The organism is Flavobacterium sharifuzzamanii (assembly GCF_003254585.1).
Lineage (GTDB): Bacteria > Bacteroidota > Bacteroidia > Flavobacteriales > Flavobacteriaceae > Flavobacterium > Flavobacterium sharifuzzamanii.
On record NZ_QJGZ01000041.1, the window covers coordinates 146,036 to 168,462 of the forward strand.

15 protein-coding genes are annotated in these 22,427 nt (G+C 35.4%); 4 read left to right on the forward strand and 11 right to left on the reverse strand.

Annotated elements, in window-relative coordinates; translation table 11 throughout:
* The first annotated feature begins 29 nt into the window (after nt 1–29).
* Nucleotides 30–374 carry an RNA recognition motif domain-containing protein gene (locus DMA14_RS17900; protein ID WP_012023384.1) on the forward strand — a complete coding sequence of 115 codons (345 nt, stop codon included), beginning with the start codon at nt 30–32 and terminating at the stop codon, nt 372–374.
* Nucleotides 375–521: 147 nt separating this feature from the next.
* On the opposite strand, the gene leuB is transcribed toward DMA14_RS17900, so the two are convergent.
* The 6 genes from leuB to DMA14_RS17930 form a co-directional block, all read right to left on the reverse strand.
* The gene (gene leuB / locus DMA14_RS17905; RefSeq protein ID WP_111425943.1) at nt 522–1,577 is read right to left on the reverse strand and encodes a 3-isopropylmalate dehydrogenase; all 1,056 of its coding nucleotides are present in this window, start codon (nt 1,575–1,577) and stop codon (nt 522–524) included.
* 166 nt (nt 1,578–1,743) lie between these two features.
* Nucleotides 1,744–3,264 (reverse strand): alpha-isopropylmalate synthase regulatory domain-containing protein, encoded by a 1,521-nt coding sequence (locus tag DMA14_RS17910; RefSeq protein WP_111425944.1) that lies wholly within the window; start codon nt 3,262–3,264, stop codon nt 1,744–1,746.
* 222 nt (nt 3,265–3,486) lie between these two features.
* Nucleotides 3,487–4,083 (reverse strand): 3-isopropylmalate dehydratase small subunit, encoded by a 597-nt coding sequence (leuD, locus tag DMA14_RS17915; protein ID WP_026727052.1) that lies wholly within the window; start codon nt 4,081–4,083, stop codon nt 3,487–3,489.
* A 170-nt stretch (nt 4,084–4,253) separates the two neighbouring features.
* A complete protein-coding gene (leuC, locus tag DMA14_RS17920) occupies nt 4,254–5,648 on the reverse strand; it encodes a 3-isopropylmalate dehydratase large subunit (protein WP_111425945.1) in 1,395 nt (464 codons plus the stop codon).
* A 518-nt stretch (nt 5,649–6,166) separates the two neighbouring features.
* Nucleotides 6,167–7,087: a helix-turn-helix domain-containing protein gene (locus tag DMA14_RS17925; protein ID WP_111425946.1), complete on the reverse strand. Its 921-nt coding sequence runs from the start codon at nt 7,085–7,087 to the stop codon at nt 6,167–6,169.
* Between the two features lie 240 nt (nt 7,088–7,327).
* Complete coding sequence (locus DMA14_RS17930; RefSeq protein ID WP_111425947.1) at nt 7,328–8,131, reverse strand: SDR family oxidoreductase; 804 nt, start codon at nt 8,129–8,131, stop codon at nt 7,328–7,330.
* Nucleotides 8,132–8,610: 479 nt separating this feature from the next.
* Here DMA14_RS17930 and dnaE point away from each other — a divergent pair, with 479 nt between their 5' ends.
* Nucleotides 8,611–13,146: a DNA polymerase III subunit alpha gene (gene dnaE / locus DMA14_RS17935; protein ID WP_111425948.1), complete on the forward strand. Its 4,536-nt coding sequence runs from the start codon at nt 8,611–8,613 to the stop codon at nt 13,144–13,146.
* Nucleotides 13,147–13,323: 177 nt separating this feature from the next.
* Nucleotides 13,324–14,292 carry an outer membrane beta-barrel protein gene (locus tag DMA14_RS17940; RefSeq protein ID WP_111425949.1) on the forward strand — a complete coding sequence of 323 codons (969 nt, stop codon included), beginning with the start codon at nt 13,324–13,326 and terminating at the stop codon, nt 14,290–14,292.
* A gap of 273 nt (nt 14,293–14,565) precedes the next feature.
* On the opposite strand, the gene DMA14_RS17945 is transcribed toward DMA14_RS17940, so the two are convergent.
* From DMA14_RS17945 to DMA14_RS17960, 4 genes are all read right to left on the reverse strand, one after another.
* Nucleotides 14,566–15,561, reverse strand: a complete 996-nt coding sequence (locus DMA14_RS17945; protein ID WP_111425950.1) for a Gfo/Idh/MocA family protein — start codon at nt 15,559–15,561, stop codon at nt 14,566–14,568.
* A 233-nt stretch (nt 15,562–15,794) separates the two neighbouring features.
* Entirely contained in the window at nt 15,795–17,903 is a 2,109-nt protein-coding gene (locus DMA14_RS17950; RefSeq protein ID WP_111425951.1) for a prolyl oligopeptidase family serine peptidase, read from the reverse strand.
* A gap of 140 nt (nt 17,904–18,043) precedes the next feature.
* Nucleotides 18,044–20,251, reverse strand: a complete 2,208-nt coding sequence (locus tag DMA14_RS17955) for a TonB-dependent receptor (protein WP_111425952.1) — start codon at nt 20,249–20,251, stop codon at nt 18,044–18,046.
* 164 nt (nt 20,252–20,415) lie between these two features.
* Nucleotides 20,416–20,769 (reverse strand): hypothetical protein, encoded by a 354-nt coding sequence (locus tag DMA14_RS17960; protein WP_203418331.1) that lies wholly within the window; start codon nt 20,767–20,769, stop codon nt 20,416–20,418.
* Between the two features lie 226 nt (nt 20,770–20,995).
* On the opposite strand from DMA14_RS17960, the gene DMA14_RS17965 reads away from it, so the two are divergent.
* Entirely contained in the window at nt 20,996–21,700 is a 705-nt protein-coding gene (locus DMA14_RS17965) for a porin family protein (RefSeq protein WP_111425954.1), read from the forward strand.
* Here DMA14_RS17965 and DMA14_RS17970 read toward each other — a convergent pair.
* Nucleotides 21,695–22,300: a hypothetical protein gene (locus DMA14_RS17970; RefSeq protein WP_238990003.1), complete on the reverse strand. Its 606-nt coding sequence runs from the start codon at nt 22,298–22,300 to the stop codon at nt 21,695–21,697. The genes DMA14_RS17965 and DMA14_RS17970 overlap by 6 nt on opposite strands.
* Between the last annotated feature and the right edge of the window lie 127 nt (nt 22,301–22,427).

Here is a 22,427-nt window from a genome sequence, read left to right on the forward strand (position 1 = left end):
ACATTTGTTTTTTATTTAAATAAATATCTATGAATATTTTCGTTGGAAGCCTTCCATTCAGTATTGAGGAAGCAGATTTAAGAGAGTCTTTTGAGGCTTATGGAACAGTTGACTCTGTTAAAATTATTACTGATAAATTTACTGGAAGAAGTAAAGGCTTTGGTTTTGTTGAAATGCCAAATGATAGCGAAGCTCAGAAAGCTATCGATGAATTGAACGGTGCTGTTGTTTCAGGTCGTACAATCGTTGTAAATAAATCTGAGCCAAAACCAGAGGGCGAAAGAAGAAGTTTTAATAACAATCGCGGAGGAAACGATCGCGGTGGTTACGGAAACAACCGTGGCGGAGATCGCGGAAACAGAAGAGAATATTAATGTTTTTTTTCTAAAATATAAAAGGGATCAACGAAAGTTGATCCCTTTTTTTGTTTCAGGTTTTATTTGTTTCAAGTTTCACGTTCCAACAACCTGAAACTTGACCCGAGGCTTTAGCCGAACGGGCGAAGCAGACAAAATAAACTGTTATACATTCGCAGCTAACCAGTCACCAACTTCTTTAGTGCCGTATGCTTTGCCTCCATTAGCTAAATCTTCAGTAACTACTCCTGCTTCTAAAGCTTTGTTTACAGCATCTCTCATCGCTTTTCCTTCTTCCATTAATCCGAAATTTTCGAACATCATAGCAGCAGATAAAATAGTAGCCATTGGGTTTGCTATGTTTAATCCTGTAGCTTGAGGATAAGAACCGTGAATTGGTTCAAATAAAGATACTTCAGCTCCCATAGATGCAGAAGGCATTAATCCCATTGAACCTGAAATTACAGAAGCTTCGTCTGTTAAGATATCTCCAAATAAGTTTTCAGTTATTAATACGTCGTAAGAATTTGGCCATTGAACTAAACGCATTGCGACAGCGTCAACAAATTCGTAGCTAACTTCAACCTCTGGATAATCTTTCTCCATTGCTTGAACCGTTTCTCTCCACAAACGAGAAGTTTCCAAAACGTTTGCTTTATCAACGCAGCATAATTTTTTAGAACGTGTCATTGCCAATTCGAAACCTTTTTTAGCTAAACGCTGTACTTCGGCTCTTGTGTAAACGCAGTTGTCGTAAGCTGTGTCTCCGTTGTCTTTTCTTCCTTTTTCACCAAAGTAAATTCCGCCAGTTAATTCTCTTAAGAAAACTAAATCAGTTCCTTCGATTCTTTCTCTTTTTAAAGGAGACTTGTCTAATAAAGATGGAAATGTAAAAGTTGGTCTCACGTTTGCAAACAAACCTAATGCTTTACGCATTTTTAACAAACCTTGTTCTGGACGAACTGGCGCAGAAGGATCGTTATCGTATTTTGGGTGGCCGATTGCTCCAAAAAGAACGGCATCAGCATTTTTACAAACTTCATGTGTAGAATCTGGATAAGGTTCTCCCACTGCATCAATTGCAGCCGCACCGGTTAAAGCTGGTTTCCAAGTAATTTCATGTCCAAATTTTTTTGCAACAGCATCTGATACTTTTACTGCTTCATTTATTACTTCTGGTCCGATTCCGTCGCCGGCTAAAAGGGCTATGTTTAATTTCATTCTATATTTTTTAAAAGGTTCTAAGATTCTGAGTTGCTAAGGTTCTAAGTTTTTTATTCTTAGTGTCCAAGTTTTTTTTATTTTAAAGGTTCTAAGGTTCTGAGCTGATAAGGTCCTAAGCTCAAAGAAATATCTTAGAACCTCACAACCTTAGTCTCTTAGCGCCTTAAGTAATTATATTAAGCATTTTTTGTGTCGCAATAATTGCCGCAACGGTCTGGTCAGAATCTAATCCGCGGGTTTTGAATTCTTTTCCATTGTTGACCCATGTAATAATGGTTTCGCACAACGCATCAGAACTACTTCCTGGTGGGATTCTCACGGCATAATCGATCAATTTTGGAAGCGTAAGTTTCTTGCTTTTGTAAATCTTGGATAAAGCATTCATAAAAGCATCAAATTGACCGTCCCCTTGTGCATTTTCTTCGATTATTTCTCCATTTAAATTTAAAGATAAAGTCGTAGATGGGCGCATTCCTTTAGAATGAACCAGCATATAAGAGTTTATTGTGATTCTTTCTTCGTAAGTATGACTGTCCAAAACATCTGAAATAATGTATGGAAGATCTTCTTTCGTAACAGTTTCTTTTTTGTCGCCTAGTTCGATAATTCTTTGCGTAACCAATTTCAAATCTTCGTTGTTAAGTTTTAAACCTAATTCCTGAAGATTTTTTTCAATATTGGCTTTTCCAGAAGTTTTTCCTAAAGCGTATTTTCTTTTTCTTCCAAAACGTTCTGGAAGTAAATCATTAAAATAAAGATTGTTTTTGTTGTCTCCGTCGGCATGAATTCCGGCAGTTTGAGTAAAAACGTTGTCACCTACAATTGGTTTGTTGGCAGGAATTCTATAACCTGTAAATGTTTCAACCAGCTTGCTTACAGAATACAAAGAGGTTTCTTTTACGTTGATATTTACTTCTGGCAGATAATCATTTATGACAGCAACAGTACTTTCAAGTGGCGCATTTCCAGCGCGTTCTCCCATTCCGTTTACCGTTACATGAAGTCCGTTGATTCCTGCTTTTATCGCTTCCATAACATTGGCAACGCTTAAATCATAATCATTATGAGCGTGGAAATCAAAATGTATGGTTGGATATTTTGCCCTGATTTTCGAAATGAATTCAAAAGTCAAAGAAGGAATTAAAACTCCTAAAGTATCTGGAAGTAAAACTCTTTTGATTGGTTGTGTTGCTAAGAAATCCAAAAATTGAAAAACATAATCTGGAGAATTTCGCATTCCGTTGCTCCAGTCTTCTAGATAAACATTGGTCTCAATGTTATTTTCTTTGGCTAAAACAATGATTTCAGCGATTTCAGCGAAATGCTGTTCCGGAGTTTTTTTCAATTGATGCGTTAAGTGATTCATTGAACCTTTGGTCAATAAATTCTGCACTTTTGCACCCGCTTTTTTCATCCAGTCGATTGAAACTCCTCCGTCAACAAATGTTAGGACTTCAATTCTGTTAATGTATCCTTTTTCTTCAGCCCAAGAAGTAATGCCTTTTACAGCCTGAAATTCTCCTTCGCTCACGCGGGCAGAAGCAATTTCGATTCTATCAATATTTAATTCTTCCAACAACAATTGCGCAATGGTCAGTTTTTCTGCAGCAGAAAATGAAACTCCTGATGTTTGTTCACCATCACGAAGCGTCGTATCCATTATTTCAATTTTTCTTTTTTCCATATTGATATTCTATATTTCTGATGTAATTTGACGCAGATTTTACGGATTTGCTATCGCAAAGACGCAGATTAACGCGGATTTTAATTTTAGTAAAAAATAAAAATCTGTTTTTTTCCGCGTCTTTGCGATAGCAAATCTGTTTTATCCGCGTCCTATTTATTCTAGAAAGACCCGACTGGTTTTTGAAGCCTGCCGGGTCTAATAGACTGAATGATATTTCTATTAGTACGGAAGTTTATCAGCGAAAGCCTTAATGTCTTCCTTCATGTCTTGTAAATAATCAATATCGTCAAAACCATTAATTAGGTTGTTCTTTTTATAACCGTTAATAGCAAATGATTCTTGCTCACCAGTTGACAATAAGGTAATTGTTTGGTTTGGAAGATTGATTTCTAATTCTGTGTTAGGGTCAGCTTCAATAGCTTTGAAAATGTTAGCTAGAAATTCCGGGCTGATTTGAACTGGCAAAACACCAATATTCAAACAGTTTCCTTTGAAGATATCAGCAAAGAAACTAGAAACTACAGCGCGGAATCCGTAATCGTAAACTGCCCAAGCAGCGTGCTCTCTAGAAGATCCTGAACCAAAGTTTTTTCCTCCAACTAAAATTTTCCCGCTGTAAGTTGGGTTGTTCAAAACGAAATCTGCTTTTGGAGTATCATCTCCATTATATCTCCAGTCTCTGAAAAGGTTATCTCCAAAACCTTCACGTTTTGTAGCTTTTAAGAAACGAGCTGGAATGATTTGATCTGTATCTACGTTCTCAATTGGCAACGGAACTCCGCTGCTAGTAAGTATATTAAATTTATCGTATGCCATTTTGATTTTTGATTTTAGATTAACGATTTCTGATTTTAGATTTGTTGTTGTGTCTTAAAATTGTAATCGTTAATGTTTTTTGTAAAATGTAAATTGAAATTTTAGAAGATTTTTTAATGAAGCGTATCGAAATCTGAAATCAAAAATCGTTAATCTTCATTCCTAAATCTTTAAAAAAGCTCTCTCGGATCTGTTAGTTTTCCTGTAACAGCAGCTGCAGCAGCCATAATTGGACTTGCTAAAAGCGTTCTTGAACCAGGACCTTGACGACCTTCAAAGTTTCGGTTTGAAGTACTTACTGCATATTTTCCAGCAGGAACTTTATCATCGTTCATTGCTAAACAAGCAGAACAACCCGGCTGACGCAATACGAAACCAGCTTCTGTTAGGATATCTAAAATTCCTTCTTCTTTAATCTGAGCTTCAACAACGTGAGAACCTGGAACTAACCAAGCGGTAACATTATCTGCTTTTTTTCTTCCTTTTACAATTTCAGCAAAAGCTCTAAAATCTTCAATACGTCCGTTTGTACAGCTTCCTAAGAAAACGTAGTCGATTTGTTTTCCAATCATTACGTCATCTTCGTTGAAGCCCATGTAAGCTAAAGACTTTTTGTAAGTTTCCTCACCGCCTTCAACCTCTTTTGCACTCGGGATATGTTTTGTGATACCAATTCCCATTCCAGGGTTAGTACCGTAAGTAATCATTGGTTCGATATCTTCAGCTTTGATATTTAATTCAGCATCAAAAATAGCATCTGCATCAGTTTTCAAAGTTTTCCAATATTCAACAGCTTTTGTCCAAGCTTCTCCTTTTGGAGCGTAAAGTCTTCCTTCTAAGAAATCGAAAGTAGTTTGGTCAGGAGCAATCATTCCTCCACGAGCACCCATTTCGATACTTAAGTTACAAACTGTCATACGGCCTTCCATAGTCATGTTTTCGAAAACATCACCAGCATATTCAACAAAATATCCTGTACCTCCAGAAGTAGTTAATTGAGCAATAATATAAAGAGCAACGTCTTTTGGACCAACACCTTTGCTTAATTTACCATTGACGTTGATACGCATTTTCTTTGGTTTAGGCTGCATAATACATTGCGTAGAAAGCACCATTTCAACCTCAGATGTTCCGATACCAAAAGCAATAGCTCCAAAAGCACCGTGAGTAGATGTATGCGAATCCCCGCATACAATAGTAGCACCTGGCAAAGTAATTCCGTTTTCAGGACCAACTACGTGCACAATTCCATTTTTTTGGTGACCTAATCCCCAGTGCGAAATTCCGTATTCGTTTGCATTGTCTTCAAGAGCTTTAAGCTGGTTTGCAGAAAGCGGATCCTGAACTGGTAAATGTTGGTTTATGGTTGGTGTATTGTGGTCGGCAGTTGCAAAAGTACGTTCCGGATATAATACGTTAACGCCTCTTGATTTTAATCCTAAAAAAGCAACAGGACTCGTAACTTCATGAATGAAATGACGGTCAATAAAAAACACATCTGGTCCATCTTCAATTTTACGCACAACATGTGAATCCCATACTTTGTCAAATAATGTCTTACTCATTTTTTATTTTTTTTAATTGTAATTTCTATAACCACAGCAATTTCCTGTTCATTATAATAGCAAAACAAAAGTAAAAAAAGATAAAAAAGCGTCAATTTCAATATTTCATTATATACGATACCCAAACTAATTTACAAATTGCCAAATGGCTTTTGCAGACTAAAATTTGAAAGAAAAATGATAAAGAAACTGATTTGCTTTTTCTTTTTCGGCTTTAATTTTTCTTGTTTGTTTTTTGTTTTAATAGTTTGCAAATTTATCTCAAAATCAGTATAAAATATAAGAATTTGTTTGAAAAAATCTAACAAAATGAATAAAAATAGTAATAATTGTTAGTTTTGATTTCTTTGTAAAAAGTGTGTTTTTTGGGTTTTTTAAAGCTTTTCAAGGTGCTTTTCGGGTATTATCTAGATTCAATAAAACATCAAAATACTACGACATCCAAGAAGTGTATTTTTATGAAATTTTATGATTTTTTGAGACAGAAATTGATTTTTTGAGAGTAGTATTTTTAAAAGTTAATTCAACGAATTTTTAAATTCTAATGGAGTAAGATTGGTTTTCTTTTTGAATAATTTACTAAATGACTGCGGATACTCAAAACCTAATTGATAAGCAATTTCTGCTACTGAAAGATTGGTAGTAATCAAGAAATCTTTTGATTTTTCTATTAATTTCGAATGAATGTGCTGTTGCGCATTTAGTCCCGTTAAGTTGCGAAGCATGTCGCTTAAGTAATGACTTGAAACATTAATCTGCGAAGCAAGAAATTCTACTGTTGGCAATCCTCTTTTTAAGGTTTCTGAATTGCTGATATAGTTATCAAGAGTTTCTTCGACTTTTAATAATAAATCGTGACTGATGGTTTTTCTGGTAATAAATTGTCGTTTGTAAAAACGATTGCTGTAATTCAGCAAAACATCAATATATGAAACAATTACATCCTGGCTCATTTCATCAATTGCGGTATTGAGTTCGTTGTCGATACTTTGCAATAATCCGATAATAATTGTTTTTTCACTGTCTGAAAGATGCAGCGCTTCATTGGTATCATAAGAAAAGAAGCCATATTTTTTGATGCTTTTTCCCAAAGGATAATTTCGAATAAAATCGGGATGAAATAGAAGTGTATAACCTCCGTATTCAACGCCTTCTTCATTTTCAGTAAAAATTAACTGAGTTGGGGAAGCAAACATAAGTCCGCCTTCGTTGAAATCATAATAGCCTTGACCGTAGCCCATTTTTCCTTTGGTAGAAAACTTATAAGAGATCTTATAAAAATCAAGCAAAAAGGCATGATTCGCCAAATCTTCATTAATGACCAACTGCGTATTGTCGACCAAACTTACCATCGGATGAAATGGTTTTGGCAGTTGAAGCAGGTCGTGAAATTGCGATATAGAAGAGATTTTTGCTGGATTATTGTTTTTCTTTTCCATGATATAAAAGTAAGAAAATTTAAGAGACTAAAATTAGCTTCGGAGAAGCGAAATATTTATAGAAATTGTTTTTAGTATTGAGAGCAGAGCTCCAGCGGAGCGACATATTCATTGCGATAAATATTTCGCTCCTCTGGAGCTCTTTTGTATCCGGATTATTGAATTTCTATACATATTTAGCTCCTCTGGAGCTTGATAAAAGAATGTTCAATGCTTTTTGGATAGCCTTATTAGGAATTATTATTCTCCAAAAAATTGTTTACCAAATTCAGAACGAAAAACTTCGTCTCCAACTTCTAGTCTTTGTTTGTAAAGCGCTTTTGCATCCTCACCCGCAACATATCTTAATTGATCTTTTCCATCTGTAGCAGCTTCATAAACCACGTTGGCAATTTGCTCAGGAGTTGAGGCCATTTCAAACATGGTGTCAACGTTTCCGAACATTTTATTGGTCATTGTTTCGTATTCTGGAAGAGTGCTTGTGTCAAGTGAACCGTGCAAAAATTCTGTTTTAATTGCTCCAGGAGAAACTGTTTTAATGTTTATGCCAAACGGATTTAATTCGTAAGCCATACTTTCGCTCCAGCCTTCCAATCCCCATTTTGTAGCATGATAGATTGATCCTAAAGGGAAAGCAATCAATCCGCCGATAGAAGTCGTTGAAATAAATGAACCATTTTTTCTTTCTCTGAAATAAGGAATAAATGCATTTGTAACGCGAATTACTCCCAATAAATTAGTGTCTAATTGTTTGGTGATTTGATCGTCAGTTAAACTTTCTAAAGGACCAATTAACCCATAACCAGCATTGTTAAAAACGATGTCAATATCACTAATTTCAAGCGCTTTTTGAACTGTAGTTTGAATTTGATCATAATTGGTAACGTCTAATGGTAAAAGCGTTACGTTTTTTAATTGAGAAAGCTCGGTTTCTTTTTCGGGATTTCTCATGGTTGCAATTACATTCCATCCTTGCTCGTGGAATAATTTTGCTGTTGCTTTTCCTAAACCTGATGATGCGCCTGTGATAAAAATTGTTTTCATAATTATTGTTTTTTTAATTGTTATAATTTGATGAAGCAAAGTTCAGAATACACTGCAGTTTGAAAGTGTTCATTTTGGTGTAATGAGTATCCAAAATGAATAATTAGAGTTTTTGGATTAAAAAGTTTTGAGTTTAATTGTTTTGAACACATAGAAACATAGTTTTTCTTTGTCTACAAAGGCGTTTCACTTATTTTAAAAACACATAGCTATGTGTAAAAATCTAGATTTTTTTAATTATCTTTTTAGAAAACTTTAATCTATGTTTCTATGTGTTTAATTTTTTTACGAACTGAATTCATGGAGTTTTAATTAACGTTTTTGTTAACAACTTTAGCTTCTTTATTTCTGTAAAAAAAGCGTAAATTTGAATTCCTCCGATTTTTCATTTTGCATTTTATTATGTTTCATGTTGTCAATGGTTTACAATGTGAAAGATATGAAATTTGGAGCTTTAAAACTTGACTTTTTATAATTCTATGTATTTAATATTCGATACCGAAACAACCGGATTACCAAAACGCTGGGATGCCCCGATTACCGATTCTGACAATTGGCCTCGCTGTATACAAATCGCGTGGCAGCTTCATGATGAAATGGGGCAGCTTGTAGAACATCAGGATTATTTGGTAAAACCAGAAGGATTTAACATTCCGTATGATGCCGAGCGTATTCACGGAATTTCAACTGAATTGGCTGAAGCCGATGGAATCACTTTGGCCGAAGTTTTAGAGAAATTCAATATTGCCTTAAGCAAAACCAAATTTATCGTTGGACAGAATTTAGGTTTCGACGTTAATATTATGGGAGCCGAATTCCATAGAATGGGAGTAGATTCGACTATGGCTTCGATTCCAGTTTTGGATACTTGTACCGAAGTTACGGCTTCGTTATTACAGCTTCCGGGAGGTCGTGGGGGAAAATTCAAGTTGCCAACTTTGACCGAATTACACAGCTATCTTTTCGATCAGCCATTCGCGGAAGCGCACAACGCAACTGCCGACGTTGAGGCAACTACGCGTTGTTTTCTTGAATTGGTTAGAAGAGAGGTTTTTACCAAAGAAGAATTAGATGTTCCGAAGGAATATTTCAAAGATTTTCAGGAAAGAAATCCAGAGCCATTTAAGCTTATTGGTTTAAAACACATCAATTTAAAAGCAGCTTCTGATAAAATCAGAGAACAGCTTAAAGCTTTAGCTGGAGAAGGAACCCAAAATGTTGTTTCAGAAGAAGACAAAGCCGATTTCAAAGCAGCAAAATTTGCACATTTACACAATCATACACAGTTTTCGGTACTTCAATCTACTATCGGAATTGGGAATATTGTTGCGGCTGCAGCTAAAAACGGAATGCCAGCCGTGGCCATGACCGATACTGGAAATATGATGGGAGCTTTCCATTTTGTGAGTGCTGTTATGAACCACAATAAAGCGGCTTCTGGAAAAAATAAAGCTCTAGTTGAAGCAGGAGAAGAACCAACAGAGACAGAGGTTAAACCAATTGTAGGCTGTGAATTTAATATCTGTGAAAATCATTTAGATAAAAGCAAAAAAGACAATGGTTATCAGGTTGTTTTGATGGCCAAAAATAAAGCGGGTTACCACAACTTAGCCAAAATGGCTTCTATTGCTTATACTGACGGATTTTACTATGTTCCAAGGATTGACAGAAAGATTGTGGAGCAATACAAAGGCGATATCATGGTTTTGTCTGGGAATTTATATGGAGAAATTCCGAGTAAAATCCTAAACATTGGTGAAAACCAAGCCGAAGAAGCTTTAATTTGGTGGAAAGAACAATTTGGTGAAGATTTCTATCTGGAAGTTATGCGCCACAATCAGGAAGATGAAAATCGTGTCAACAAAACCTTGATTGAGTTTGCTAAAAAACACGATGTAAAGCTAATTGCTACCAATAATACTTATTATTTAAATAAAGAAGATGCCAATGCCCACGATATTTTGCTTTGCGTAAAAGACGGTGAAAAGCAGGCAACACCTATTGGACGCGGACGTGGCTATCGCTACGGACTTCCAAATCAGGAATACTATTTCAAGTCGCAAGAAGAGATGAAAAAACTCTTTGCCGATTTGCCGGAAGCCATTATTAATATTCAAGAAATAATTGATAAGGTTGAAGGATATTCGCTTTATCGTGATGTATTGCTTCCGAAATTTGAAATTCCGGATGAATTTGTTGATCCAGAAGATGAAAAAGACAATGGTGTTCGTGGAGAAAATGCTTATTTGCGACACCTTACTATGGAAGGTGCCAAAAGGCGTTATGGCGAAATCACCGAATCGATTCAAGAGCGCCTTGATTTTGAGTTAATGACAATTTCGAATTCAGGTTATCCGGGTTACTTTTTGATTGTACAGGATTTCATCGCCGAAGCTAGAAAAATGGACGTTTCGGTAGGTCCGGGCCGTGGATCTGCAGCGGGTTCAGCCGTTGCATATTGCCTCGGTATTACCAATATTGATCCGATTAAATATGATTTACTTTTTGAGCGTTTCCTAAATCCTGACCGTGTATCGATGCCCGATATTGATATCGACTTTGATGATGAGGGTCGTGGCCGTGTAATGGAATACGTAATCAATAAATACGGTCAAAAACAGGTTGCTCAGATTATCACTTATGGTAAAATGGCAACCAAATCGGCAATTCGTGATACGGCGCGTGTACTGGATTTACCTTTATTTGAAGCCGATAGAATCGCAAAACTGATTCCGGGAATGATGCCGTCAAAATGGAACTTGGCGCGTTTTATTTCTGAAAGTGAAGAAGAAGTCAAAAAAGCCCTTCGTTCTGACGAATTTGATAATGTAAAAGAATTAATCGCCATTGCCAATGAAGATGATTTGGCAGGAGAAACCATTCAGCAGGCAAAAATTCTGGAAGGATCGATGCGTAATACGGGAATTCACGCCTGCGGGGTAATCATTACGCCGTCGGATATTACGAATTATGTTCCTGTTACCACTGCAAAAGATTCAGATTTATATGTAACACAGTTTGACAACTCGGTTGCAGAAAGTGCCGGATTGCTTAAAATGGACTTCTTGGGTCTGAAGACCCTTACGCTGATAAAAGATACCGTAAAACTGGTAAAATATAGAACAGGAATCGAATTAAATCCAGATACTTTCCCAATTGATGACGAAGAAACGTATGCGCTTTTCCAAAGAGGTGAAACGGTTGGAATCTTCCAATACGAGTCACCTGGGATGCAGAAATATATGAAAGATCTGAAACCAACAGTTTTTGGAGATTTAATTGCGATGAATGCACTTTATCGTCCGGGACCTTTGGAGTATATTCCGTCTTTCGTTCGAAGAAAAAATGGTGACGAAGAAATTAAATACGATTTAGATGCCTGTGCCGAATATTTGTCTGAAACCTACGGAATTACGGTTTACCAAGAGCAGGTAATGCTTTTGTCTCAGTCTTTGGCAGGATTTACAAAGGGTGAGGCCGACGTCTTGCGTAAAGCGATGGGTAAGAAACAAAAAGATGTACTAGATAAAATGAAGCCAAAGTTCGTCGAGCAAGCAGCCGCAAAAGGTCATGATGCTAAGATTCTGGAGAAAATCTGGAAAGACTGGGAAGCTTTTGCGAGTTACGCCTTCAACAAATCGCACTCGACTTGTTATGCCTGGATTGCATATCAAACGGCTTATTTGAAAGCGCATTATCCTGCCGAATATATGGCAGCGGTACTTTCGAATAACATGAACGATATCAAACAAGTTTCTTTCTTCATGGAAGAATGTAAACGTATGGGATTACAAGTTCTTGGACCAGACGTAAACGAATCGTACTATAAATTTACCGTAAACGATGACTACGCAGTTCGTTTCGGAATGGGGGCGATTAAGGGTGTTGGTTCTGGAGCTGTAGAAACCATTGTTGAAAACAGAAAAGACGGAAGATATAAATCGATTTTTGATTTGGCAAAGCGAATTGATTTGCGTGCGGCCAATAAAAAGGCGATCGAAAACTTAGCGCTTGCTGGAGGTTTCGATTCGTTTGAAGGAACGACCAGAGCCCAATATTTCCACGATGATGGAGATGGCATCACATTCTACGAAAAAGCAATGCGTTACGGATCGAAGTTTCAGGAAAATGAAAACTCATCTCAGGTAAGTTTGTTTGGGGAAACCAGCGAAGTGCAAATCGCTGAACCAGTTGTGCCTCCGTGCGAAGACTGGAGTACAATGGAGAAACTGGCAAAAGAGAAAGAAGTTGTTGGAATCTATATTTCGGGGCATCCGCTTGACGATTTTAGATTTGAAATGAAATATTTCTGTAATTCTCGTTTGGAAGCACTGAAAAGCATGAATGAATATGTTGGGAAAAATCTAATGTTTGCCGGAATCATTAATAACGTACAACATCGTGTAGCAAAGAATGGAAAAGGTTGGGCAGCTTTCAACTTAGAAGGTTATGATGAGAGTTATGAGTTTAAGATTTTTGGGGAAGAGTATTTGAAATTCCGCCACTTCTTAATTCAGAACAATTTTGCCTTTTTGAAAATATTGATCAAAGACGGATGGGTCAATCATGATACAGGAAAGAAATCTGATCCTAGAATGCAGTTTGTTGAGATTCGCCAGCTACAGGATATTTTGGAAGCTTTTGCTAAAAAACTGATTGTATTATTGAATATTAAAGATCTTCATCCTGAATTTATTCATAAACTGAGTCATTTGTTTGCTGAAAACAAAGGAGAGAATTCGGTGACTTTTGAAATTATGGAATTAGAAAAAATAAAGCGCTTAGTTGAGGTAGAAACACCAGCCGATTTTGAAGCAGATGATGCTGTTTTTGAAGCTGAAAATGAAAATGAAGATAGTGCGATGGAAGATACAAAGATTCAAGAAGTAAATGAAGTTGAAGAAATAAAAGTGGTAACCAAATTAACGATGCCTAGCCGCCGTTTGAAAGTGAAAATTTCAGCTGAATTATTGCAGGAATTGGAGAAAATGCAGATTAATTTTAAACTCAACTAAAAAATTAACAGTTAAAATTTGAACAGATGTTAAATTTTTATGTTAAAAATATGCATGCATAATACTTTTTTAGTAATATTGCCCAAAATTACAACGTTTTCGTTCCAAGTCTAACTTTACAAACTGTAAGAATGTGTTAAAATATTCTATGTTTGTACTAATCAATAAATCAAAATTATGAAAAAGAACCTATTTTTATTAGGATTATTAGTTTGCTCTATGGCCACAATGGCGCAAACAGAAAAAGCGGAAAAACCAGAAAGCTGGTATTTTAAATTAGGAGGATCATATTTCAACCAAACTGCTTCAACTGAGTTTCCAGAAGTGGGAGGTCAAGCACCAAACAGAGATGTGTATTCTGGTACTTTAGCTAATAATAAATTAGTTTCAAGAGAAAGTGTAACAGGTTCTTTTGGACAAGGTTTTAGAAGTGGTATTACTGCTGGTTACCGTTTTTCTACTCGTTTAGGAGTTGAGATGTCTGCAAACTATTATATCAGTAATAGTAAAACAATGGCTCAGACAACAGATAGACTTATTTCATATAATCCTGCTGCTAGCCCTGCTGCTACATATGTGAGTTTTACTGCGGAAGGACAAATTAAAGCTTTTGATTTAGCTCCATCACTTGTAATGTTTTTAGGAGAAGCTCATGGTTTTGAGCCTTATACTAAAGTTGGAGTAATTGTTCCAATTCACGGTACTTTAGATATTAAAACAAATAGAGAGTATACAACATTTGTAGGTGCTAACCAAGTTGCAAAAACTGATGCTTACTCTAAAGATGTAGTTAAGCCAAATGCAACAATTGGATTTATGGCTGCTATTGGTACTTCTTACAAATTAGGGAAACATATTTCTGCTTTTGCAGAATTAGAGTACCGTAACTTTACTGTTCACGGAAAAACAAAAGAAACTACTGATTATACTGAAAATGGTGTAGATAAATTAAATACAACAACTGCATTTAGAGCTGCTTCATATTCTGCTAATCATACGAACTACCATAGCAAAATCGATGCTAATTCTAATAGTATGGTTACAAATGCTGCAGGTTTTGATAATACAAAAGCAACAGACGATTTAAGTTCTTATGTTGGTATTTCTGGTTTAGGATTAACATTAGGTATCAAATACAGCTTATAGTTTTTCCATTTTTTTATAGTTTATAGTTTAAAAAAAAGAGGATATTCGAAAGAATATCCTCTTTTTTTATGCGCATTTTTGTCATTTCGAGGAACGAGAAATCTCCACAAGTAGCTCTACAAAGATTGGTGACAATTGGGATGGAGTTTCTCGCGAAGATTTCTCGTTCCTCGAAATGACAAACTACCCAGTTTTATCTTAGTCAAAGTTAAAAACTTTGACTAAGATTTTTCATGTATTAGCCAAGCTAAAGCTGGACAACTCAAATAAATACTATTTTGAAGCTTCTCTAAACTCTTTTAAAACCTGATCAATAACCCAAGTGGTTCTCGCGCCAGAAGTTCCTTTAGAAGGAGAAGCGTCTTCTTTTCCTAATAATTCAGCAATAACAGTTTCAATAAATGGTTGCTGAATATGTAATGGATTCTCGATAGTAATACTTTCTTTTTCTCCATTTACATATTGAATATGAATAGGATCATTTCCAAAAGTAGAGAATGAAATTTTTCCTTTATCACCAACAATTTCAGTATTATCGTAACGTTCAAAACTCGCAAAATTCCAAATGCCTGAGCCGTGAATTCCGTTTTCAAATAAAAATGACATCGAAACTGCATCTTCAGCAGGATAAGCCATTAACTGAGAAGTTGCATGCCCACGAACTGATTTTATTGGACCCAAAACAAAATCTAGGAAATCTAAAGTATGGCAAGCTAAATCCACAAAAATCCCGCCTCCAGAAATATGCGGTAAAACTGTCCACGGAAGATTGATTTCGTCGTCATAACGAGCTTCAAAAGGATGATACAAAACACAGTTTACATGTCTTATAGATCCTAATTTCCCTTGATCGATTATTTCTTTTATTTTCAAAAAACGAGGCAGAGCTCTTCTATAATAAGCAACAAATAACGGAACATTATGTTCTTTGCAAGCGCTGATCATTTCATTGCATTCTTCAAAAGTCAGAGCCATAGGTTTTTCTACATAAACTGGTTTTCCTGCTTTGGCGCATAAAATAGTATATTCTTTATGAGAAGATGGAGGAGTGGCAATATAAACAGCATCGACTTCTGGATCATTTATTAAATCTTCAGCATTTGAATACCATTTAGGAACGTTATGACGTTTGGCGTAATCTTCGGCAAGAGCAGCATCTCTTCGCATCACGGCAACTAAAGCAGAATTTGGAGCTTTCTGAAAAGCTGGCCCGCTTTTTACTTCAGTTACATTTCCGCAGCCAATAATTCCCCATTTTATAATTTCCATTGTGTAAGTTTTAAGTTTCTCAAATTTAAAAAAGGTTTGCCACGAATTACACTAATTTCCGCGAATTATTTTTTGAAGTTTTGCTACAGATTAAAAGGATTTCCACAGATTACAAAAAGTAAACGCATAGATATTAAAATCATTTTAATCCTTTTAATCTGTGGCAAAACAAAAAGCCACAAACTCACAAAATAATTCGTGAATTCGTGGCTTAAAAAAATCAGTTTAAAGTCTTATTTTTTAGGCAAAGCTCTAAAACCCATATTGTAAAGCGTGAAAGCTTGAATATCTACACTTTCTTGAATGCTAGCTGCAACAGATTTCCCTGCTCCATGTCCTGCTTTTACATCAATTCTAATTAGAACTGGATTTTCTCCTGTCTGTTTTTCCTGCAACTCAGAAGCAAATTTGAAACTGTGCGCAGGAACTACACGATCATCATGATCTCCAGTAGTTACCATTGTTGCTGGATAATGCGTTCCCTGTTTTACATTATGAACTGGAGAATATCCTTTTAAGTATTCGAACATTTCTTTGCTATCTTGAGCAGTTCCGTAATCAAAAGCCCATCCTGCCCCTGCTGTAAAAGCATTGTAACGAAGCATATCCATAACTCCAACTGCAGGCAATGCTACTTTCATTAAATCTGGACGCTGAGTCATAGTTGCACCAACCAATAAACCTCCGTTAGATCCTCCGCGAATAGCTAAATAATCAGATGAAGTATATTTTTGTGCAATTAAATATTCTGCAGCAGCGATAAAATCATCAAATACATTTTGCTTTTGAAGCTTTGTTCCCGCATCATGCCATTTTTTTCCGTATTCTCCGCCACCTCTTAGGTTCGCAACTGCGTAAACTCCACCATTTTCCATCCAAACGGCATTAGATATACTGAAACTTGGCGTTAAACTAATATTGAATCCGCCGTAACCGTAAAGGATTGTTGGGTTTTTACCATCTAATTTTGTTCCTTTTTTATAGGTAATAATCATCGGAACTTTTGTACCGTCTTTTGAAGTGTAGAAAACTTGTTTTGATTCGTAATCTTCACTTTTGAAATCTACTTTTGGTTTTTGATACACTTCAGATTTACCAGATTTTGGTTCCAAAGAATAGATGCTTCCTGGTGTTGTATAGTTGGTAAAGCTGTAGTATAAAATTTTATCGTCTTTTTTACCGCTAAATCCGCCAGCAGTTCCAACTGCAGGAAGTTTAATTTCGCGAACTAATTTTCCGTTGTAATCATATTGCTGTACAAATGAAACAGCATCTTTGGTATAATTGGCAAAGAAATAGCCAGCGCCAGTTGAAGGCGATAAAATATCTTTGGTTTCTTTAATAAAGTCTTTCCAGTTTTCAGGCTTCGGATTTGCTGCATCGACAGTTATGATGCGTTTGTTAGGAGCGTTAAAATCTGTTTCAATAAACAATTTGCTGCCTTGGTTGGCAATGATGCTATTGTCACTATCAAAGTTGTCAACGATTGTAACAATAGGACTGTTGGCTTTAGTCAGATCTTTAATGTATAATTCATTTCCGTAAGTAGAGTTAGCGGCTGTAATTACCAAATAATGATTGTCTTCAGTAACATACCCACCAACATATCTCCTTTTTTGATCTGCTCCAAAAATTACTTTATCGTCTTTTTGAGAAGTTCCCAGTTTGTGGAAATACAATTTGTGCTGATCCGTTTTAGCAGATAATTCACTTCCTTTTGGTTTGTCATAGCTAGAGTAGTAGAAACCATCATTTCCGTGCCAAGAGACACCGCTAAATTTTACATCAACCAAAGTATCTTCTAAAACTTTTTTAGAAAGTGCATCTATGATAATTACTTTTCTCCAGTCGCTTCCTCCTTCAGAAATTGCATAAGCAGCTTTGCTTCCGTCTTCAGAAAAATCAAGTCCGCCAAGAGAAGTTGTTCCGTCTTTAGAGAAAGTATTCGGATCTAGGAAAATTTCTTCCTTGCCATTTTCATCTTTTCTATAAACAACAGATTGATTTTGAAGGCCATTGTTTTTTGAATAATAAGTAAATTTTCCTTCTTTGGATGGAGCTCCAATTTTTTCGTAGTTCCAAAGTTTTTCCATTCGCTTTTTAAGTTCTTCGCGAAACGGAATTTTATCTAAATAAGCATAAGTAATTTCGTTTTCAGCTTTTACCCAAGCACCGGTTTCGGCAGATTTATCATCTTCTAACCAACGGTACGGATCGCTCACTTTTGTGTCAAAGTAAACGTCAACAGTTTCTCCTTTTTTAGTTTGCGGATATTGCATTTTGCCTTGTCCAAATGATATTCCTGCAGTTGTAATTGCCATTAATAAAAATGTTTTTTTCATAGTTAGTTTTTATCTGTTGTAACAAAAATAGCACTTTTTGTTGTGAAAATTGAAATGAAAAAATTAAACCATATAAGCTATATAAAATCATTAAACGGCGTGCTTAATTTTACTTATATGACTTATATGGTTTGAAATTGTTACAGATTAAAATTAACTCCCAAAACGATATTTCTTCCAATATTTGGAATACCGTCTGTCTTTAATCTAGAAAGGTGTGCAATGTATTTTTTATCAAATAAATTGTTTCCGTTTAAGTTAATGTCGAAAGCAGTTTTCCCTAATTTGACAGTTCCTCCAAAACCTAAATTTACCAAGGTATAACCTTTAGAAGCTGTTTCGAAACCGCTTACATTATCTTGGCTAAAAGTTGAAGAAACATTTAGCGAAGCAAAACCTTCACTTAACCAGTTTTTGATATTAAATTCAGTTCTAAGTGTATTATTCCAATTATTTGCAGGAATCAAAGGCAGATAATCTTTATTTTCTTTTTTACCTGTAACTGTTTCAAAACTAGTTTCAAAATGCAACCAGTCTAAAGGGTGCGGGTGAAAATGCAGACCAACTTCACCTCCATACAATTGTGCATTATCCTGAACATACGCAAAAACATCATTATCGTCTAGAACTTCTCCAGTTGGTGAAGTATAAATGTAATTGTTTACGTGATTGTAAAATCCGTTTACGAAAAACTCAAAGTGAGTGTTTTTGTATTCTAAGTTTAAATCGGTCTGAACGTTTTGTTCTGTTTTCAAATTAGCATTTCCAATTTCGTAACGATTTGTTCCTTCGTGAACACCGTTTGAGGTTAACTCGGCTAAGTTTGGAGCTCTAAATCCTGTCGCAACATTTAAACGAAGCGTTAACGGTTCTGCAAGTTTTGTTTTATATCCTAAAGAGGCATTAAAGCTGTCAAAAGATCGGTCTAAAGCTTGAAAATAACCTTCTTCGCCTTCAGTTCCGTGAGCGATCGAAGTAATATTACGATTGTCAAAACGCAATCCAGCTTGAATAACGCTGTTGTCCCATTCATAATTTGCAGTTCCAAAAACTCCAAAATCGTTCGTTGTAGCATCTGGAATTAAATATTCTTCTCCAGAATTTTTATTGGTTTGATGCATTCCTTGAACTCCCAAAATGGTTTCGATTTTTCCGAATTTAGGAAAATGGTATTTAGCATTATAATTGAAAGTGTTCAGTTTCATGTGTAAAGACGCTTCATTGCTGTCTTCAAACTCGCTTCTGTCATTGGCAATGTATCCTAAATCAACATCCAATTTTGAATTTTCGAAAAAGATAACATTGTTTAAACTCAATAAATGATTAAAAATTCCTTGTCTTGGAAATTGTGTGTCTTTGCTCGAAGATTGTTCTGCAATTCCGTCTTCTGGAATTCCAATATCCAATTTATTGTAGTTGTATCTTAAAACGCTTGAGAAACTTGAATTGCTGTAGCCAATGCCAGTTTTAAAGTCCGTTTCGTTATAACGAGAATTGGTTACGCGGTCACCGCCAGAGATTTTGTAATCAGAATGCGTGTTGTAACTTCCACGAGCTAAGAATTTCCAGTTTTCTGTAGACGTTTTTAATCCGATAGAAGAGTTGCTTCCTTGCGTATTAGTAAAATATTTTTGGCTGAAATTGGCTTTAAAATCTCCTGCATCAGCAAATTTTTCAGGATTAAAATACAAAACACCTCCCAAAGCATCAGAACCATATAATAAAGAAGCTGGGCCTTTGATAACTTCAACACTTTCAATTCCGGCATCATTCAAACCTAAACCATGCTCGTCTCCAAACTGCTGGTTTTCGATACGAACACCTTGAGAATAAACCAAAACACGATTGCCACTAAGTCCGCGAATGACAGGTTTTCCGATAGAAGTTCCCGTTGAAATCTGAGAAACTCCTGGAATTGTCGCTAAACCTTCAATCAAAGTTGAGGTTCCTTTTTGCTGTAATGTTTTAATGCTTTCATGCTCAATCTTCATTACGTTTTGCGATTGTAGTTTGTTGAAAGGCGTTGAAACCACAACTTCATCCATTTCTAAAATAGATTCTTCAAGAGTGATGTCTAGCGTATTATGCTTCAATAATTTGGCGATTGTTTTATTTTGATTTGCATATCCAACATACGTGAAAGCAATGCGAAGACTTCCGTTCGGAAGATTATTCAACTCGTATTTTCCGTTTGCGTCTGTTGTAGTTCCTTTATGTAATTCTGGAGCATAAACAGAAACTCCTGGCAATGGATTATTCTGATTATCAGTTACGGTTCCTGAAACCGAATTTTGAGCAGTAAGCATGCCCGAAAACCCTAAAATAAGGGCAATTATAAATTTTTTCATTTGAAAATGATGCTATAGTTAAATTGAGTTTTTTTCTTTGAATGAAAACCAAAAACTAACAATAAAGCATTCTGATCCTAATTGATGAAAATAGGACAAGGAAACTCAATGTTGTTTTGAATTTAAATGAAAAGAAATGTGATGTTTTTTCGAATAATCGAAACTTAAGAAACTATAGCAGCAGGTGGACCACGTAAGAAATACGAAGGAGATGAAATAGAGAAGATTTTCTCTGTAATGGGGAAGAAATAAGCAAATTCTTTTTCAAAAGAATGAAATTGAAATCGAAAAGTCTCTGGAACAACATAACTTCCAAAGGCAAAATTACAAACAAAACAAACGTCATAATCATGATGCTGATGCGTTATTTCTCCGCTCGGATCATTGTAATTATGATGACATTGTTTTTCTGAAAGCTGTTTTACAATATGCTCATAACTGTGTATCGACTGAAACAATATCGAGAACAATATTGTTACAGCAAACGATAAACTTAATATGAGCTGCTTTTTCTTCATACACCGCAAAGGTATAAAAGATAAAAATAAAATTGATTAATTTTTTCTCTCCGTGAATTGATTTATTGAAAAAAATGCAGCAATTAATTTTATTCGCACGCAAAATGAGAATATTTTCACTTCTTATCTTTACGACAGAAAGCATTATATTATATTTGTAAGTGAAATAAATGAGCGTAGAAAAGCGTTTATTTGTAATCATCTCTTAAAAAAACCGAACCACGATATGCGAATTATTTTTAGCTGCTTATTTTTACTCACTTTTTTTAACTCTTTTGCACAAGAAGACGTTAAGCCTGAGATAAAACCGGCTATAAAAATAGATTCTCTGTATCGAGAAGATCAGTTTTATTTCTCGGTAACTTATAATATGTTTACCGATATCCCAGTCGATTTCAAACAGAATAAATTCTCACTTGGACTTTCAGGAGGTTTCTTGCGCGACATGCCTGTTAATAAATCCAGAACCGTTGCTATTGCTGCAGGTTTAGGTTTGAGCTATCAAAATTATTATCAGAATCTGACTATTTCCCAAGACGGTTCGGGATCTATAATATATGGAGTAAATGATTACGGACAATTTGTATCCAATCGTTACAGACAATATTCTGTAGAGCTTCCAATAGAATTTAGATGGCGAAATTCTACTTATGAAAGCACTAAATTCTGGCGTATTTACGGTGGAGTGAAACTGAGTTATATCTTTTCGAGTGCATCTACTCTTGATGATGGCGAAAACACATATAAAATCAAAAACAACGGAGACATCAATAAATTTCAATACGGGCCATATCTTGCCGCAGGATACAACACGTGGAATGTGTATGTATATTATGGTTTAAGCCCTTTATTTAATTCAGCAATAACTTTGAACGGCGAAAAGATTAATATGAAGACTTTAAACGCGGGGCTGATTTTTTATATTTTATAACCACAAGTATAAAAATAAAAGCTGAGGCATTATTCCAATAAACAAACCTATTAGTATTTCTCTTGAAGTATGTGCATTCATTTCTAAACGCGAAGAAGCCACAATTCCTGATAGTAAAATAAGCAAAGCTGCCCAATACGGATTATGCAGCTGAAGATGAATATTTAATCCGATAACAAAAATTGTTAACCCTGAGATTGCGACCATGTGTAAGCTTGCTTTTGTCTTAAACAGTACACAGACCAATGCCAAAATTGTACTGAATAAAGCAGCAAGAAAAAAGAAGTGAAGTTCAGGATAACGCGTAATTATAATGCTTCTTTTTACCAATAAAATATACAAAAAGCATTGCAGAATAAGCGGAATTGTTCGTTCTGAAGTCTGGCTAAGCATTATTGATTTTACATGGCCAGTAGATTTTAACAGTAAATAAAATAAAACAGGAACGACTATATTAATTACTAAAATCTGAATTAAAACAAAATACTTTTCGTTCGTACTGAAAACATCATCTTTGTAAAATAAGTAAAACAAAGTAGCGTATAGCGATATAAAAATCGGATGTAATATATAAGAGAATATTGGAAGTACTTTTTTCAAAACATGGAATTTTGTGGTGTAAAAACAAATATAAACAATAAATGTTTTCTGCCACGAATTACACAAATTCACACGAATTATTTTTTTCACACTCCCGATAGCTATCGGGATAACCGGATTTAAAAGG